Origin of the sequence: Chryseobacterium sp. C-71, assembly GCF_020911865.1 — a bacterium.
In the GTDB taxonomy this organism is placed as follows: domain Bacteria; phylum Bacteroidota; class Bacteroidia; order Flavobacteriales; family Weeksellaceae; genus Chryseobacterium.
The window spans coordinates 1435159-1450523 of record NZ_CP087131.1 but is presented as its reverse complement, the minus strand read 5'-3'; the positions used below and the strand labels follow the sequence as shown (position 1 = coordinate 1450523).

The following is a 15365-nucleotide window of genomic DNA, read 5'->3' as shown; positions in this document are numbered from 1 at the left end:
ACAAGTGGAATGATAAAATCGTCTCGCTCCTACGGAGCTCTCAATTCCTCAGTGCTATTTATTTCTACAAACATTTTGCACCTACGGAGCAACCACATATATAATTTTGATAATTGGCTACAATCTGTCATCATTGAAAAAAACCTTGTATTTCTTTATTGAGTTTACGCCTTTGTATAACTCATTACGGAAAAGATTTAAAATTCTTTGTTTGACTTTGCGATAAATTAAGCACAATCAAAAATAACCGATTTTCAATAATTTTCTTTTTACAGGTTCAATTAGAAAATCTACAAAATCCGTTCAATCTGCGAGAGAATAAATTCCAAAATTTCAAATCAAAATTTACCATGTTAAAAATCATTAAACACGCATTTGATAAAAAACTTTTCCCGAAATTCGTAGTAAATTTAATGGAATGCCGAATACAATTTTAAGCAGAACACCAAAACCAAAATATGATGTTGTTCTAATCGGAGGCGGAATTATGAGTGCCACATTAGCAACTTTACTTCACGAATTTGATCCCAATTTAAATATAGCAATCTTCGAAAGATTGGGAAGATTTGCCAAAGAAAGCACCGCTGCATGGAATAATGCAGGAACAGGGCATTCAGCTTTCTGCGAATTGAATTATACACCGGAAAATCAAGACGGAACAATCGATATTTCAAAAGCAGAAAAAATTGCCGAACAATTTGAAATTTCAAAACAGTTTTGGTCTTATCTTATTGACAAAAAATATATTTCGACTCCTTCAGATTTCATCAATTCTTGTGCACACATGAGTTTGGTATTTGGCGAAAAAGATGCCGAATATCTTAAAAAACGCCATGAAGCGATGAAAGGTTCTCCATTGTTTTCAGCAATGGAATTTTCAACTGATCATAATCAATTAAGAGAATGGATTCCTTTGGTGATGAGCAAAAGAAATGAGTCAGAAGTTCTGGCAGCCACAAAAATGGATTTGGGAACCGATGTTAATTTCGGAAGCTTAACCCGAAAAATGGGAAGACATTTATTGGAAGATTCAAATGTTGAAGTTTTCTTGTATCATGAAGTAAAAGACATCGACCCAAGAGATGATGGAAAGTGGGAAATGAAGGTCAAAGACAGAATTCACAGTCACAAACAGGAAGTGGTTGCAGACTTTGTGTTCATCGGAGCCGGAGGATATGCTTTACCTTTGCTGGAAAGTTCAGACATTAAAGAAAGTGAAGGTTATGGTGGTTTTCCGGTTTCCGGAGAATGGCTGGTGACACATAATCCTGAGCTGGTAAAAAAACATCAGGCAAAAGTGTATACTCAGGCGACTGTTGATGCACCGCCAATGTCGGTTCCGCATTTGGATTTAAGAATTATTGACGGTAAAAAGGCATTATTATTTGGTCCTTTTGCAGGATTTTCTACTAAATTTTTAAAAGAAGGAAATTATCTTGATTTGCCTGCAAGTGTCAACACAAAGAATATAAAATCACTTTTCGGAGCTTGGTGGCACAACATTCCTCTTACAAAATATCTGGTTCAGCAGGTTGCGATGACCAAAGCTCAGAGAATTCAGCATTTAAGAGAATTTGTGAAAGACGCCAAAGAGGAAGACTGGGAACTGAAAGTTGCAGGACAACGGGTACAGGTTATTAAAAGAGATGGAAAACAGGGTGGAAAACTTGAATTCGGAACCGAGGTCGTAGTTAATCAGGCAGGGACGATTGCTTCTCTGCTAGGTGCATCTCCCGGAGCTTCCACGGCAGTTTTTGCAATGGTCAATATTCTTGAAAAATGTTTTCCTGAAAAATTGAATGGTGAGTGGAGAGAAAAATTATTGGAAATGATTCCGTCTTATGGACAGAAATTAGCCAACAATCCTGAACTTACAGAGAAAGTGAGAGCTTACAGTAAAGAAAAATTAGAACTCAAATATTAAATATAAGTAAGAGTAATCGGCAATAAGTAATTAGACAGCGCTGAAAAATTACCTATTTTAACCATCAACTATGGAAGAAGTCATTGTAAAACCCATTATCGCAAAAGAATTGCTGGAATCTCTTCAAACAAAAGTTGATGAAGAGAAGCAGGTGATTGTGCATTGCTGTTTCCCAGCGTCACCGTTTTTGGGAAATCTTATCAGAATCTGGAATACGACTTACTTGGTAGACAATTCTTCCAGTCACAAAAGTAAATTAATTCACGCTGAAAATATCACTATTTATCCAAACTGGACGGCTGTTCCCTTTATGAGAGATTTTTGGTTTACTTTAATCTTTTCAGGTCTTCCGAAAGACTGCAAAAGTTTTGATTTTAAAGAGATCATTCCTGAAGAAGGTGGTTTTTTTGTGAAATCAATTAAAAGAAATTCGTCAGATATTTACAGAATTAAAATTTCAGAATAATTCAATGAAAAAATATATCCTATTTCTATTTTTTATACTTCCAGTATTTGCATTTTCCCAAATCAATAAAAGGCAATCGAAAGAAATTAAAGAAATCAAGAAATTTCAGCAAGATTTAAATAAAGAATATTTAGACCCAAAAGAAACACCTTTGAGAGATGATAATTTCAAGAAATTTAAACGACATCCTTTCTTTCCGATTGATTTAAAATACAGAGTTACTGCAAGATTTATTAAAACTGAAAATCCTCAACCTTTTGATTTGCCAACATCATCAGGAAAATCAAAATCGTATCAGGAGTTTGGAAAAGCAACCTTTGAATTAGATGGAAAATCTTATACCTTAACCATTTACCAAAGTTTAGATTTAATGAAAATGGAAAAATATAAAAATCATCTTTTTCTTCCTTTTCATGATGAAACCAACAATAAAGAAACTTATGGTGGCGGAAAATATATGGATCTGAAAATTCCAAGCGGCAATACAATTGTTTTAGATTTTAATCAATCTTATCAGCCTTTCTGTGCTTACAATGCGTATGATTACAATTGCCCGATCGTTCCTGAAGAAAATAAATTGGCGGTAGAAATACGAGCAGGAGTGATGTACGAAGATATTTATCATCATTAAAACTATGACTGAATTAAAATTTCATCAACCTGAAGATCTTCCTGAACTTGATTATGTTCTGGGTGATATTCAGTCGCAGTATACCTCAACGGCAAAACAATCTTTAGAAAGAATAGAAGAGAGAAATCAGAAAGGAAATTTTTTCGCTTTCCCAATTACCATTTTCTATGATGAAAAGATTGCCGGATTTTTTGTGCTTGATTTTGGTGACGATAAATTTGATCTTACAGAAAATCCGGATTCGGTTTTACTTCGTTCGTTATCTGTAAACCCAAATTTTCAGGGAAAAGGAATTGGAAAATCCGCAATGATTGAAGTCGATTATTTTATAAAAGAACATTTTGCAGATTGCAATGAGATTGTTTTAGCAGTAAACGAAAAAAATACCTCAGCTTTTGAATTGTATGTCAAAAGCGGTTATGAATTTGAAGGTAAAACGAGAGAAGGCAGAAGCGGACCTCAGTTCTTATTGTTTAAAAAACTCTAGGATAATTTAAAAAATAAATTTCTAGTTTGGCGTGATACTTTCAATTGTGTTTAGACACTATTTGAATATTCATTATGGAAGTATCATTAAAAAATCAGGTTGCGATCATCACAGGTGCATCAAGCGGAATAGGAACAGGAATCGCAAAATCTATTGCCGAAGCCGGAGCAACCGTTATCATCAATCATTCTTCGGAAAAATCTCACGATAGCGCTCAGGAAGTTTTAAAGGAAATAACCAATGCAGGAGGCAGCGGAATAACTTATCAGTGCGATGTCTCAAAGGAGGATGAAGTGATTAGAATGTTTAAAGATGTCATTGCAAAATTCGGTACGGTTGATATTCTCATCAATAATGCCGGAATTCAGAAAGATGCAAAATTTACCGAAATGACATTGGACGACTGGAATGCAGTCATGGGAGTCAATCTTACGGGACATTTTCTTTGCTCAAGAGAAGCCATTAAAGAATTCCTACGTCGCGGAATCGATACTACCCGTTCTGTGGCTTGTGGAAAAATCATTCATATCAGTTCGGTACACGAAATTATTCCTTGGGCTGGCCATGCAAATTATGCTGCAAGTAAAGGAGCTATCAAAATGCTGATGCAGACTTTGGCGCAGGAATACGGTGCAGATAAAATCCGTGTGAATTCTATTGGACCAGGAGCGATTCAAACGCCGATTAATAAAGAAGCTTGGGAAACAAAGGATGCTTTGAATTCGTTACTTGAGCTGATTCCTTATAATAGAATTGGTCAGCCAAAAGATATCGGGAATTTGGCGGCTTTTTTAGCAAGTGATCTTGCAGATTATATTTCTGGAGCAAGTATTTTTGTGGATGGAGGAATGACCAGCCTTGAGAGTTTTTCGGATAACGGATAAATTTCATTCAAAAATCTGCTGAATAATTTCTAAAGAATTCGGAGTTTTAAAATCCGAAATGTGATAATGATAATAAACCAAAATGCTGTCTAAAAAAACTTTTCTTTTTGAAAATGGAATTTTATTGTCGTAAGGATTTGGTGACGAAATAATGCTCTTCCAAAATAAAGAAATTTCTTCATCAAACAGCAGGTGACTAGAAAAATGAGAAAAAGTTCCGGTTTCCGGATCAAGAAAATTTCCTTCATCTAAAAGTGGTGCAACTCCTTGAATTTTTAATATTTTAATTAAAAAAATAAGGTGCGACTGGTAATTTTTGTTGTTGAGCTGGTCTATAAATTCATCAATGACATAAAACACTGCTGGATTTTTATTTTCGTTTCTTAAAATTTGGTTTAAAAAATCTGAAATAAAAAATACGACAGTATTGGCTTTGATGTCTGTATAAACATCATGAAGATTCAGTATTTCTAGATTAGATATCGTCTGCATACTGCCACTTCTACCAACCCGTATTGAAAAATTTAATTTATTTAAAGGCAAAAGAAAGGCTTTCTTCTTATTATTTCGGGTATAAATACCCTTTAGAAAATAAGTCTGAAAGCCTTCCTCTTCGGTAAAACAATGCAAAATTGCATCGTTTTCACCATATTTTATAAATGAAAGTAAAAAACCGTTTTGAGAATTCATTAGTTAACAACGGCTATTTTTGCAGTTGCTTTGTCGCTTGCATCTTCATTGGTCATCAGTACAAAATAGATTCCTGAAGCAACTCTTTTACCTTTTTGATTATTGAGATCCCATTCGTAATATCCCGTTCTGGCAACTGCAGAATGCACGATGTTTCCTGCAGCATCAGTAATTCTTATATTTGTTTTCTCAGCTAAACCTTTAATCGTTACTTTACCTTTAAACTGGGCATAAACCACAGGATTTGGATAGACTAAAACATTTCCGAAGTCAGAGGTTACATCTGCAACATCACCTTGGTAAGTTACAATTCCATCAAGTGTTACAAAGTAAACCTTCCCATTGGTTTTATCGACCTTGATGTCAGTTACACTGTTGGTTGGAAGAGGCGAGTTTTCTTTTGTAAATCTCTTGATCACTTGTTCGCCAGATGCTGATAAGTAATAAACGCCACCGTCTTCTATGGAAACCCATTTTTGATTTCCTCCATCAACTTCAATTTGAAGAATGCTGTTATCACGAAATAGTTCTTCAGCAATACCATTTTGTTCGATGACAATAGGAGTAGTTTGAGGGTTGTTTTCTGTAATCGCTGATTTTGGGTTTGAAAGAATTCTGAGACCTATTCGTGTACCAATCCATACATCATTATTCTTGTCAATTGCTGCCGACACTGTTCCATTAGCAGGCAAGTTATTTTCCTTACGTATAATCTTAAATGGTGATGTTGTTGACGATGGATTGTTACCATATTCTTTGATAATTAATCCACCAGGGTCAAAATATGGACAAGGTATATATAAGTATCCTTCTTTCGCAAATGGTTTTTGAGTAGATACCGCACCAACAATAGGAACCAGAGTAAAGTCATCTGCAGTTCTGTTGTAAAAATAATATCCTGCGTTTGCAGAAACATTTTCTATAAGACCGGCAGAAACAAATAAGTTATTGTTTTCATCAAATGTTATACCTATTGGGCGATTATAAGCAGGAGCAGAATCGTTATTCTTATAAACTTTCTTAAAAACATTATTCTCCATTTTGTAAATCCCTTTCTCGCCATTCGAGAATGAATAGTTAGCAAAAAATACTTCACTAGGATTTGATGGATTTGCTACTGCATCTAATACGTTGAAATTTATAGGGTTATTTACAAAATAATCCGGATAATTCCATTTGCCTCCATCAAAATGATAGTAACCGAGATCCCTTAATATTGGTTGATTATAAGCATCTCTACCTCCTGTAGAAACCCAAATTTGGTTATTCAGCAAAGATATCTTATAAGAAATATTATTGTATGGTCCATCCGGTTTATAGATAACATTATCTTCACTCTTTAAACCAGATAAAATAGTTCCGCAAAATATTTTTGAGCCCACCTTTGTTGCCGTATTGCAATTCTCTCCAACGGTTACTGATCCTGTGAAAGTTCCATTTGTATTATAGCTGTAAATTCTGCTGGCATCTGTAATAACGATATTGTCAGCATTCACTACCACATCGCTCACATTTCCAAAAGCCTGTGCAAGTGGTGTAGAAACTCCATTATTGTAAATGTAGGTTGTTGTAGCAGATGAAAAAGCGACTATGTTTTCTGAATCTATATCTGTGAAGTTTCCAGCCAATTCTGTCGTCCATGTCGTGAATACCGGAAATGTTGTATTCAGTTCATGGGTTTTTAATCCTGTATTGGTTACAGAAAAAACTTTATTATCTTTAATTGTAGCTTCATTACTTGCCTGATAAACTCCTCCGGTAACAAAGAACGCAGAATCACCAAATTCTTTCTTTTTCAGATCAAAAATAGAAACTCCATATCCTACGGAAACTACAGCTCTATCACCTGTGATTGAGATGTGATTGATTTTTTTGCTTCCGTTATATCCGATGGCAATAGGAATGTCAATAACATACGTAATTCCCTGAGGTGTAATAACATCCAAAGAACCGTTTTGATAGCCTACAAGTCCAATTTTTGTCTGCGGATTATAATCGAAAGCTGAAATTTTCACTTCATGCAGTCCGTTTGCTTTAGAAAGCTTTGAAATTTCACCTGTAGAAACAGTATAATAAAAAATTCCATTTTCTGTGGCTGCAACTATTTTTCCGTTATCTTCTTTTAATGCCAAAACATTATTGTAAGAAAATAGATCTGCCCATTTTTTTGATGAAATATTCTGAGCCTTTACCATCTGTAAAGTTGCCAAAATACCAAGAGAAATTATAGAGAATTTTTTCATATATTATGCTATTATACTGCTGTCAATTACTTGGTTGTTCCAAGAAATCTGTTGTACATTTTTATTTTTATCAAAGAAGAAGTCTATTCTGCCCAAAAGAAGACCAGCCCAACCCACTTGGTTTACCAAAACATTCTTCCCTTGTCTGTTTTTAAAGGTCTGAGGTTCCGGTAAAAAAGTATGCGTATGACCGCCTAAAATTAAGTCAATATTTTCTGTTTTTGAGGCTAAAATTTTATCGTTTAATTTTTCAGGTTCGTCACTGTAATCATATCCGATGTGTGAAAGACAAATCACGAGATCACATTTCTCTTCGTTCTTCAGGAAATTGGAGTAATGTTGTGCCACATTAATCGGGTCAGACCAAACGGTTTCGCCGTATTGTTTTTTTCCAACCAAACCATCCAGTTGAATTCCTACTCCGAAAATTCCTACTTTGATTCCGTTTTTGTTGAAAGTTTTATACTGTGAAGTCTTTCCATCTAAAATAGTATTTTTAAAATCATAATTTGAGCAGATAAAAGGAAATTGCGCATTCGGTAGAACCTTTAAAAATCCGTCCAAGCCATTGTCAAAATCATGATTTCCCATGGTGGAAGCATCGTACTTCATCATTGACATGAGTTTAAATTCCAATTCACCTCCGAAAAAGTTGAAATATGGTGTTCCCTGAAAAATGTCTCCGGAATCTAGCAGCAAAAGATTGTTTTCCTCACTTCTTATTTTCTGAATTAATGTCGCCCTTCTTGCGAAACCACCCTGATTAGGATTTCTCGTGTAACTCGAATCAAATGGTTCAATTCTGCTGTGCTGATCGTTGGTATGAAGAATGGTTAATTTATTGGCTGATGAAAAAGAATTTAAACTTAATTCCTCTGCCATTACCAAATTTGGAGCTAAAGTCATCGCTAAAGTTCCGCCTGTTATCGTTTTTAAAAAACTTTTTCTATCCATTATTTCTTCCCGATAAATTGTAAACGAACTTCCTCTTTAGGATTGATCTGTTGATTTTTCTTAAAATATTCAATAAACAAATCTCTCAATTTGATCCCTGTAGGAATTGATTCTCCTTTTGCGAAAAACTTCATATTATCTCCGCCCAAAGCCAGATAATCTGATGTTGCAATATAATAATCCTGAGTTGGGTTAATCATTTTTCCGTCAATCAGACTTTTAGCAACCATTCCGTTATTGGTTTCAATATATAAATGGGAAACCGGATTGTTTTTCTGATTTTTAGCATAATAATCAAATAATCCCTGCAAATCTGAACCTTTGAATTTTACAATAATCACTTCGTTTTCAAAAGGCATCACTTCAAAAACATTTTTCAAGAGTATATCGCCTTTCCCAATCGTAGTACGTATTCCACCGATGTTAATTAAAGCTGCATCAATGTTTTTGTTCAAATTTGCTTTTGCCCAAACATTCGCTCCGTCAAAAGTATAATCTGCCAAAAGATTTCCAAGATTACTGTTGTCACCTTCTTTTGTTAAATCTACTAGGGTATAAGAGATTTTTTGATTCATCTCTTTATTGAGTTTCTCTGTGTAAGGCTCGATAAATTTAGCAAAATCTTCATTAGCCTTCAGGTCCTGATTAATAGAAATATTCTTCTGCGTCTGCACATTGGCAACCCGCAACGATGATGTTCTACAGGCTGTGAGCGAAAACAAGGCAATTCCTAGTAATAAGAATTTATTTTGCATAATATCTTTAGTATAATGCAAATATAATTATATGTATAATAAAATAGGATTAAATATTGTAAATTCTTGTATGAAATTATTAAATTTGGGGAAAATAATTCGAACAGATGAGCATTTTAAAAGGAGTAGGTGTTGCTTTGGTAACGCCCTTTAATGAAGATTTATCCGTAGACTTCGATAGTTTGACAAAACTTGTTGAATACAACATCGAGAACGGAACCAACTATTTGGTAGTATTGGGAACTACAGCAGAAGCTGCTACACTTTCTTCAGACGAGAAGAAACAGGTAGTTGAACACATCATTAAGGTTAATAATAAACGTCTTCCATTAGTTTTAGGAATTGGCGGAAACAATACTCTTGAAGTCAAACAGCAAATCGAAGAAGCAGATTTATCTGATTTTACAGCAGTTTTATCGGTATCTCCATATTACAATAAACCTAATCAGGAAGGGCTTTACCAGCATTATAAAATGTTGGCTTCTACAGGAAAAAACATCATCATTTACAACGTTCCCTCAAGAACCGGACAAAATGTTGAGGCTGAAACGACTTTGCGTCTGGCAAAAGAATTCCCGAATTTATTCTTAATAAAAGAAGCTGCGCCAAACATTCTTCAGTATTTTGATATTTTAAGAAAAAAACCTGAAGGATTTAATTTGGTTTCTGGAGATGACGAATTCACACTTCCGGTGACTTTAGCTGGTGGAGCAGGAGTGATTTCTGTGATCGGACAAGGGTATCCGAAAGAATTTTCAACTATGGTTCAGTTGGCTTTTGATAAAAAAGTAGATGAAGCGTATGAAATTCACAATAAATTGGTAGAAATCACAAGACTTATCTTTGCAGAAGGAAACCCTTGCGGAATTAAAGTGGTTTTAGCAGAAAAAGGATTGATTAAAAATTACCTGAGACTTCCATTGGTTCCTGCTTCAGAAGGTCTTTACGCTAAAATTAAAGCTGAAATGGCGAAAATTTAAATAAATTAAAAGTTCTATAAAATATTAAAAGTGAAAGGCTCAATGCTTTTCACTTTTTTAATCTAAAAAATTTAATTGCATTTTTTTACACATAAGTTACCTGAAGTGATTGATTCGAATGTTTAGAAGAACACATTAGTTCTTGAAAATCTTTGATTTTCCTCTTAGGTGTTCTAAATATTTTCAAAGGATTTAAACTGAAAAAAAAACTTAGGTGTTCTAATGTGTTTAAAAAAAATCTAAATAATTATTCAGAAATGAAATTAATCGAAGCAAAAGAAAAGGATATTCCTCTAATTCAGGATTTGGCAAAAAGGTCATGGGAAAATGCTTACGCAGAAATTCTTTCACAAGAACAGATGAAATACATGTTGGATACAATGTATTCAGAAGCTGAAATCTCAGAACATTTAAAAAATTCAAACTACCATTATTATCTAGTTTTTGATGAAATTTTAAATGTTTTTGATGGATTTTTGGGCTACGAAAATCATTATGAAGACCAAACCACAAAACTTCACAGAATTTATTTAGTTCCGGAAAGTAAAGGAAAAGGTTTAGGCAAAAAAACACTTGAATTTTTGAATAAAAAGGTGAAAGAAAGTGGCGATAACCGAATTATTTTAAATGTCAATAAATACAATTCAGCACAAAAATTCTACGAATCTCAAGGTTATAATGTTTATGAGGAAGGTGTTTTTGATATAGGAAACGGCTTTGTTATGGATGATTATTTGATGGAAATAAAATTTGGATAAAACAAAAACCGCAGAAAAAATTCTACGGTTTAATATATTCACAGCCAAAAAATTGGCTCTTTAAACTTTTTACTTGGCTCTTTTCTAAGCTTCACAAGCCGAACAGCTCACAAAATTCACCATCATTTCCTTAGAAACAGATGAACTTCTTTGGTAGTACAAAGTTTTCACCCCTTTTTTCCAGGCTTCAATGTAAAGGTAATTCACATCCTTCACAGGCATTGTAGAAGGAATCTGTAAGTTTAGAGACTGCGCCTGATCGATGTACTGTTGTCTTTGTGCAGCCTGAGAAATAATCTCCATCGGAGAAATTTCTTTGAACGTTTTAAATACTGCTTTTTCTTCGTCAGTTAGTTCATTCAGGTGCTGTACAGAACCGTGGTTCAACATAATTGTTCTCCATGTTTCTTCATTGTCTAGACCTTTTTCTTCCAACAGTTTAGCAAGATATTTATTCTTACGCATGAAGTTTCCTTTCGCCAAACCTGCTTTGTAATAATTCGATGCAAAAGGCTCAATTCCAGGAGAAGTTTGACCCAAAATCGCAGAACTAGAAGTCGTAGGAGCGATCGCCATTACGGTTGTATTTCTCATTCCGTAACCTTTCAGAAGTTCAGGCTCACCGTAGATGTTTGCCAATTCTTTTGATGCAATATCAGCCTGCGCTCTGATGTGTTTGAAAGCTCTTGCATTGAATTGAGTCGCCTCAAAACTCTCAAAAGGAATCATATTTTTTTGAAGATAAGAATGATAACCCAAAACTCCTAAACCAAGCGCTCTGTGACGCATTGCGAAGTCTCTTGCTCCCTGAAGGTAATAATTTCCTTCAGTTTTTTCGATAAATTCAGATAAAACAGCATCAAGGAAATAGATTGCCAATTGTACAGCGTTGGTATCTTTCCACTCGTCGTATAATTCTAAGTTCATAGACGACAGACAACAAATAAAAGACTCTTCTCTGGTTGACGGAAGCATAATTTCCGAACAAAGATTACTCGCATTGATGGTCAATCCAAGGTCTTTGTACACCTGAGGTTTGTTTCTGTTCACGTTATCTGTAAAGAAAATGTACGGAAGACCTTTTTGCTGACGGCTTTCCAAAACTCTTGCCCAGATTTTACGCTTGTCGGCATCACCGTCAATCATATCCTGCATCCAGTAATCTGGCACACAAATTCCTGTAAACAGGTTCTGAATCGGACTTCCGATGTCTTTAATTGATAAAAATTCTTCAATATCACCGTGATCAACATCAAGATAGGCCGCAAAAGCACCTCTTCTCACACCGCCCTGAGAAACGACATCCATCGAAGTGTCAAAAAGCTTCATAAACGAAACTGCACCAGAAGATTTTCCGTTATCGGTCACTGCCGTTCCTCTGTTACGAAGTTCCCCGAAATATCCCGAAGTTCCGCCCCCGATTTTCGTCTGCATAATCACTTCACCCATTTTGTGGGTAATTCCTTCAATGCTGTCCGGAATATGCACGTTGAAACAAGAGATTGGAAGACCTCTCTGCGTTCCCATGTTCGCCCAAACCGGAGAAGAAAAACTGATCCATCCTTTCATGATCATCTCCTTGAAAGCCGGCTGTAGTTCAGGTTTGTATAGTTTTTTTGCTGCTGCAGTGGTGATTCTGTCGATTGCACCGTCTACGGTTTCCCCTTTCAAAAGGTAACCTCTGTTCAGCATTTGCTCAGATTCTTCGTTGAGCCACCAGATATTGTTGTTTTGTTCTTCCATTTTTTATATTGTAAAATGCAACCTGTGCATTGTTATGTTATTGTTATTTAGGAGCAGAAAATGTTGTCTTTCTCCTCACTTGTGTACCTGCTTTCGCTACTCGCTTTTTTCTTTTGCAAAGAAAAAGAGCTCAAACATGCCGCTCAATCGGGGCTAAATTGATGATTTATCATTTTTTTGCTGATCTAAAATTTACCAACCTTGACAAATTTCTTTCCGAATTAATGTCTCTGTTTCAACCCAAACCTAACGGGTTTTTAAAACCCGTTAGGTTTTACTTTTCCATCAATTTCCATTTTTATCATCGGCTATGCCGAATCTTCGATTTCTGAGAAACTAAGAATCTCAATTTTGTATGTGAGATGCTTCGACTTCGCTCAGCATGACAACTCTAATACTAACTGTTTCGACGCTCGCTTCGCTCGCTTCGCTCGCGCCCTTATTTATTTCAAACAGGCTTCAAAAACTCTACTTTATGAGAATCATTCAATCCGCTTTCGTCTCTTAACCTCTGAAATTCTTTGAATGACGGCACATTTAAAACCTTATTCTGAACTTCTTCGTTTTCATAATTTGAAAAATGAACAAACGTAACACCATCTTCTTTTACAAAAACTTTATACTCAAATTTTGTCTGATCCAAATTTTTAAAATCATTCAGAAATTTCTGAATGTTGTTTTTGTTTTCAGAAACAAATTCAGGTTTTACGGTATAACTTACGATTACATTAATCATATTTTTATTTTTTTTGTCATTGCGAAGAATAAAGCAATCTTTGTTTTAAAAAAGATTATTTGTATCAATTTTGAAACCAGCTGATTTCAATTCTTTCACAAGTTCCGACTTCCAATTTCCATAAGCATCATAATGAGTATATACAACACCTGAAATATCATTGGGGGTTTCAATGCCTTCTTCCTTCAAAGTCATCACATTTTCTCTTCCAAGCTTTCCTATAAAATATCCTAATTCAAAAATGACGTTTTGTCTTGCTCTTTTATTTAGATGTTCTATGTTTTTAGAATTACCCAAATCATCAGCTGTCAGTAAAATTATAGCGAAAGAAACATCCGAGAATTTTTCAAATTTCTCTATTATAGTTTTGCCATTATTTACTTGCTCATGTAATATTATTGGCGTTAAATTTAGTTTTTCAATCGTTCTAGCAACATCTAATTTTAAAGTATCGTTGTGACCATGAACTATAAAAATTTTTCTTTTGTCCATATTAGGCTCTTTAACTTCGTAAATTTTTTTGTTAGCTACATCCTGTATTTGTGTTGATGGAAATTCTGAATTTTTTACGTGGCTTATTTCCTTTATTCTATTAATATTTTCTAAACTAAATTGTGCAAGCTCTAAGCTTTCTAAAATATTTTTAACATCAATTCTATCTTTACTAAATAAAATAAATTCAATGATTATCTCAACAATAACTATTTCGTTATGAAAAGTTTTATCATTCAATAAAGATTTAAATGTATCTGTTGAATTCCATAACTCATAATCGCTTCCAACAGAATATACGCTTCGAGAACTATCAATTTGTTCCATTCTGCTTCTCCAAAAATCATAATAATCTTTTCGAATCATAAAAGATTTAAAATCTCTTGATTTAAAGAATGAACTAAATTTTACATTCTGTAAATCATTATACAAGACTTCGTATTTTGGAAGTAAATTGATCATAAATATTAAAACAAATCATTCGCCGTAATACTCTTATCGTGCTTCGTATAATCCACTGGTCTTTTTGCGAAGAAATCATCCATAGAATTGGCGAAAACTTCTTCTTCAAACCATTTCATCGGGCTGTATTGTTCTGCGGTGGTGTTGTAACGTTTTTCCATGTTGATTTTGGTTAAACTTTCGTCAACACGGTATTTCATAAAGTTAATTAAATCTTGTTTAGAGAATTTATCCAGTTCGCCCATTTCAAAGATCCAGTCAAGAATTTCACCCTCCACCTCGATAGATTGATCAACCAAAGTATAAATATCTTCAATATCAGAATCAGTCAAAAGATCCGGCTGCTCTTCACGGATTTTATTAATCAGATAAATTCCGCCGTTTGCGTGAATCTGCTCATCAATAGACGTCCACGCAATAATATTGGAAACATTTTTCATGAAACCTTTGAATCTTGTGAACGATAAAATAATCGCAAACTGTGAAAACAAGGACACATTTTCAATCAGGATACTGAATAAAAGCAAAGAAGAAACATATTCTTTCGGCGTTGTAGAATTGGCGTGTTTCAGAACGTTGGATAAGAAATCAATTCTTTTCTTTAAGGCAGGAACTTCTACAACGTGGGTAAATTCTTCGTTATATCCCAAAACTTCCAACAAACGAGAATAGGCTTCAGAATGACGGAATTCACATTCTGCAAATGTAGATCCTAAACCGTTCAATTCAGGCTTTGGTAGGTGATGATATAGGTTTCCCCAAAATGACTTTACCGAAACTTCGATCTGAGCAATCGCCAAAAGTGCATTTTTTACCGCATTTTTTTCGTGCGGCTCCAGCTGCGACTGGAAATCCTGAACGTCTGCCGTGAAATCAACTTCTGAGTGTACCCAGAAAGATTTGTTGATCGCTTCTGTAAACTGAAGAACCTCAGGATACTCAAATGGCTTGTAGCTTACTCTTTTATCAAAAATTCCCATATTGAATGTAATGTCTTTAAAAATTATAAAAAATAGATCACTGTGTATAAAACCCGCGAGATGGTTAACTTTCTGATTCGTTGTAAGTTATGTTTGAAACTTATTAACGGAAGTAATCATTCATCTCTCGTACCGTGCGAAGCACAAAGTTCGAAAAAAAGAAACGATTTGGAAAGGGGT

General features: G+C 34.6%; 15 protein-coding genes. 7 read left to right on the top strand and 8 right to left on the bottom strand.

The annotated features are described in order from the left end of the window. The first annotated feature begins 418 nt into the window (after positions 1-418). The 5 genes from mqo (at position 419) to LNP04_RS06495 (ending at position 4392) form a co-directional block, all read left to right on the top strand. Positions 419-1924: a malate dehydrogenase (quinone) gene (gene mqo, locus LNP04_RS06515; protein ID WP_229985743.1), complete on the top strand. Its 1506-nt coding sequence runs from the start codon at positions 419-421 to the stop codon at positions 1922-1924. Positions 1925-1994: 70 nt separating this feature from the next. Continuing rightward, positions 1995-2390, top strand: coding sequence for a hypothetical protein (locus LNP04_RS06510; protein WP_229985742.1), 396 nt, complete (start codon positions 1995-1997; stop codon positions 2388-2390). A gap of 4 nt (positions 2391-2394) precedes the next feature. Next, complete coding sequence (locus LNP04_RS06505; protein WP_229985741.1) at positions 2395-3021, top strand: DUF1684 domain-containing protein; 627 nt, start codon at positions 2395-2397, stop codon at positions 3019-3021. 4 nt (positions 3022-3025) lie between these two features. Then, on the top strand, positions 3026-3508 hold the full coding sequence (locus LNP04_RS06500; protein WP_229985740.1) for an N-acetyltransferase: 483 nt from the start codon (positions 3026-3028) through the stop codon (positions 3506-3508). Between the two features lie 74 nt (positions 3509-3582). Continuing rightward, a complete protein-coding gene (locus LNP04_RS06495; protein WP_229985739.1) occupies positions 3583-4392 on the top strand; it encodes a glucose 1-dehydrogenase in 810 nt (269 codons plus the stop codon). A 3-nt stretch (positions 4393-4395) separates the two neighbouring features. Here the strand turns inward: LNP04_RS06495 and recO are convergent, their stop codons facing one another. The 4 genes from recO to LNP04_RS06475 are packed head-to-tail and all read right to left on the bottom strand — an operon-like array spanning position 4396 to position 9034. Continuing rightward, on the bottom strand, positions 4396-5082 hold the full coding sequence (recO, locus tag LNP04_RS06490; protein WP_229985738.1) for a DNA repair protein RecO: 687 nt from the start codon (positions 5080-5082) through the stop codon (positions 4396-4398). Further along, positions 5082-7325: a T9SS type A sorting domain-containing protein gene (locus tag LNP04_RS06485; RefSeq protein ID WP_229985737.1), complete on the bottom strand. Its 2244-nt coding sequence runs from the start codon at positions 7323-7325 to the stop codon at positions 5082-5084. Before LNP04_RS06485 ends, recO begins: the two co-directional genes overlap by 1 nt. Before the next feature lie 3 nt (positions 7326-7328). After that, on the bottom strand, positions 7329-8279 hold the full coding sequence (locus tag LNP04_RS06480) for a bifunctional UDP-sugar hydrolase/5'-nucleotidase (protein ID WP_229985736.1): 951 nt from the start codon (positions 8277-8279) through the stop codon (positions 7329-7331). Then, positions 8279-9034 carry a 5'-nucleotidase C-terminal domain-containing protein gene (locus LNP04_RS06475; RefSeq protein WP_229985735.1) on the bottom strand — a complete coding sequence of 252 codons (756 nt, stop codon included), beginning with the start codon at positions 9032-9034 and terminating at the stop codon, positions 8279-8281. Before LNP04_RS06475 ends, LNP04_RS06480 begins: the two co-directional genes overlap by 1 nt. Before the next feature lie 107 nt (positions 9035-9141). On the opposite strand from LNP04_RS06475, the gene dapA reads away from it, so the two are divergent. Beyond that, entirely contained in the window at positions 9142-10014 is an 873-nt protein-coding gene (gene dapA / locus LNP04_RS06470) for a 4-hydroxy-tetrahydrodipicolinate synthase (RefSeq protein WP_229985734.1), read from the top strand. A gap of 257 nt (positions 10015-10271) precedes the next feature. Beyond that, positions 10272-10772 (top strand): GNAT family N-acetyltransferase, encoded by a 501-nt coding sequence (locus LNP04_RS06465; RefSeq protein WP_229985733.1) that lies wholly within the window; start codon positions 10272-10274, stop codon positions 10770-10772. A gap of 84 nt (positions 10773-10856) precedes the next feature. Here the strand turns inward: LNP04_RS06465 and LNP04_RS06460 are convergent, their stop codons facing one another. The 4 genes from LNP04_RS06460 to LNP04_RS06445 all read right to left on the bottom strand — a co-directional run bounded on the left by LNP04_RS06460 (position 10857) and on the right by LNP04_RS06445 (position 15185). After that, a complete protein-coding gene (locus tag LNP04_RS06460) occupies positions 10857-12515 on the bottom strand; it encodes a ribonucleoside-diphosphate reductase subunit alpha (protein ID WP_229985732.1) in 1659 nt (552 codons plus the stop codon). 448 nt (positions 12516-12963) lie between these two features. Beyond that, on the bottom strand, positions 12964-13251 hold the full coding sequence (locus LNP04_RS06455) for a hypothetical protein (RefSeq protein ID WP_229985731.1): 288 nt from the start codon (positions 13249-13251) through the stop codon (positions 12964-12966). A 45-nt stretch (positions 13252-13296) separates the two neighbouring features. Continuing rightward, positions 13297-14205: a TIR domain-containing protein gene (locus LNP04_RS06450; protein ID WP_229985730.1), complete on the bottom strand. Its 909-nt coding sequence runs from the start codon at positions 14203-14205 to the stop codon at positions 13297-13299. Positions 14206-14210: 5 nt separating this feature from the next. Then, entirely contained in the window at positions 14211-15185 is a 975-nt protein-coding gene (locus LNP04_RS06445; protein WP_229985729.1) for a ribonucleotide-diphosphate reductase subunit beta, read from the bottom strand. Positions 15186-15365 lie beyond the last annotated feature (180 nt).